Consider the following 1425-nt stretch of genomic DNA (forward strand, 5'->3'; position numbering starts at 1 on the left):
GTAGAGAGGTTCGAATCCTTGGGTTTTAACAAGACAGATTGGGAGACCAATTAAGTTCATTGATATATTGAATTGACAAGGATTATAGAGTAGCGATACTTTATGATCAAGTGTATAAGAATTAAGACTAGAAAAAGTCATACTGAGCAATTTCTTTAGTAGTTGTTGAATATATTTAAGATTTAACGATGAAGAGTTTGATCCTGGCTCAGGATGAACGCTAGCGGCAGGCCTAACACATGCAAGTCGAACGGTAACAGGGAAGAGCTTGCTCTTTCGCTGACGAGTGGCGCACGGGTGCGTAACGCGTATACAATCTGCCTTTAAGCGGGGAATAGCCCATGGAAACGTGGATTAATACCCCATAGTATGTAGACTTCACCTGGAGACTACATTAAACATTTATGGCTTAAAGATGAGTATGCGTCCTATTAGTTAGTTGGTAAGGTAACGGCTTACCAAGACCGCGATAGGTAGGGGTCCTGAGAGGGAGATCCCCCACACTGGTACTGAGACACGGACCAGACTCCTACGGGAGGCAGCAGTGAGGAATATTGGACAATGGAGGCAACTCTGATCCAGCCATGCCGCGTGCAGGAAGACGGCCCTATGGGTTGTAAACTGCTTTTATACGGGAAGAACCACATCTACGTGTAGATGCTTGACGGTACCGTATGAATAAGGACCGGCTAACTCCGTGCCAGCAGCCGCGGTAATACGGAGGGTCCAAGCGTTATCCGGAATCATTGGGTTTAAAGGGTCCGTAGGCGGAATAATAAGTCAGTGGTGAAAGTCTGCAGCTCAACTGTAGAATTGCCATTGATACTGTTATTCTTGAATTATTATGAAGTGGTTGGAATGAGTAGTGTAGCGGTGAAATGCATAGATATTACTCAGAACACCTATTGCGAAGGCAGATCACTAATAATATATTGACGCTGAGGGACGAAAGCGTAGGTAGCGAACAGGATTAGATACCCTGGTAGTCTACGCCGTAAACGATGGTTACTAGCTGTCCGGCCTAATTGAGGGCTGGGTGGTTAAGCGAAAGTGATAAGTAACCCACCTGGGGAGTACGTTCGCAAGAATGAAACTCAAAGGAATTGACGGGGGCCCGCACAAGCGGTGGAGCATGTGGTTTAATTCGATGATACGCGAGGAACCTTACCAGGGCTTAAATGCAGTCTGACAGGCGTGGAAACATGCCCTTCTTCGGACAGATTGCAAGGTGCTGCATGGTTGTCGTCAGCTCGTGCCGTGAGGTGTCAGGTTAAGTCCTATAACGAGCGCAACCCCTGTTGTTAGTTGCCAGCGAGTCATGTCGGGAACTCTAACGAGACTGCCGGTGCAAACCGCGAGGAAGGTGGGGATGACGTCAAATCATCACGGCCCTTACGTCCTGGGCCACACACGTGCTACAATGGT

The 1425-nt window shown here is 47.6% G+C and carries 1 rRNA gene; it reads left to right on the top strand.

Features of this window, described 5'->3' with window-relative positions:
• Nucleotides 1-185 precede the first annotated feature (185 nt).
• A 16S ribosomal RNA gene (locus tag G530_RS0100410) occupies nt 186-1425 on the top strand; the annotation flags it as partial.

It is taken from the genome of Christiangramia echinicola DSM 19838 (assembly GCF_000423065.1).
Lineage (GTDB): Bacteria > Bacteroidota > Bacteroidia > Flavobacteriales > Flavobacteriaceae > Christiangramia > Christiangramia echinicola.